Source organism: Dellaglioa sp. CoH-57-MRSF-21 (assembly GCF_056781915.1).
In genome coordinates this window covers 1-893 of the sequence record NZ_JBXAXU010000018.1, presented here as the reverse complement: position 1 = coordinate 893, position 893 = coordinate 1, and the positions used below count along the sequence as shown (strand labels likewise).

The 893-nt window shown below is 52.5% G+C and carries 2 protein-coding genes; both read right to left on the bottom strand.

Features of this window, described 5'->3' with window-relative positions; all coding sequences use genetic code 11:
* Nucleotides 1-23: 23 nt before the first annotated feature.
* Nucleotides 24-371 carry a hypothetical protein gene (locus AC1RPQ_RS07650; RefSeq protein WP_481762207.1) on the bottom strand — a complete coding sequence of 116 codons (348 nt, stop codon included), beginning with the start codon at nt 369-371 and terminating at the stop codon, nt 24-26.
* 102 nt (nt 372-473) lie between these two features.
* Nucleotides 474-794 (bottom strand): hypothetical protein, encoded by a 321-nt coding sequence (locus tag AC1RPQ_RS07645; RefSeq protein ID WP_471777411.1) that lies wholly within the window; start codon nt 792-794, stop codon nt 474-476.
* Between the last annotated feature and the right edge of the window lie 99 nt (nt 795-893).

The following is an 893-nucleotide window of genomic DNA, read 5'->3' as shown; positions in this document are numbered from 1 at the left end:
GGAGCATAATCGGAACTTGCATTTCAGTCAAGCCTCTCGTTGTTCAGGGGGTAGCGGACAACCACTTTCACACCCTGTTTGAGTGGAACTCGACGACGAGCTGCGCGTATCATCGCGATCATAGCCGGAATGTCGAGATCGTCTTGGTCCTCAGGATCAGCCTCGTAGTCGAATTCGACTACCTTGATGAAACCATCGGACGATGCGAAGTATGCCTCTTCGCCGCCCATCGCGTCAACCATTCGTCGGGTGTATACGGCGTGCTGGCCCTTCAGCTCTTCTAGTTCTTTACGAAGATCACGCATTCGTTGCTGCAACTTGTGCACCTGATCACCCAGTTCACGGGCGCGGGCGCTAGATACCTCACGCATACTGCCTCCGCACGTATTAGATGCGCGTATTATACAGAAGACGAATGCCGTGTCAAGCACAAAATGAAAAACCCCGAAACCTTGCGGAATCGGGGTTATGGCTTAGGCTAGCACCAAGCTCTTGATGTAGCGGAGTCGGCTTCGCAGTCGATCCAGTTCTGTTAGCGCGTTCAGGAACGCAGCTTCCACCGGGCTGTTTTGACTTGTTGGCCACTGGTATTTCTGGGCAGCGGACTCGCACGCTACACCCACCGAATCGTCAAATTCTGTGAGAGGAAGATACGGAGCCAGATACACGCGGAAATCTTCAATGTCGGTGGACAGTCCACTAAGTTCTGCTGTTAGGCTTTCGCGCAACCACTCAAGCTGAGAGACCGGTGCTGTTACAGGACCTTCGTAGTGGTTCTGTGTAGATTCACCCACTAGTCCGTAGGTGCCTCCTGCCTTCAACGCGTCCTTTACCATCAGAGTGTTTCCTTCAGTTGACGAAGACACACAAGTGCATCTTCAAGATTTTCGTAG

What these genes read in the sequence shown, in the direction of transcription:
- AC1RPQ_RS07650 (WP_481762207.1), bottom strand. Translation starts at nt 371, where the DNA reads ATGCGTGAGGTATCTAGCGCCCGCGCCCGTGAACTGGGTGATCAGGTG.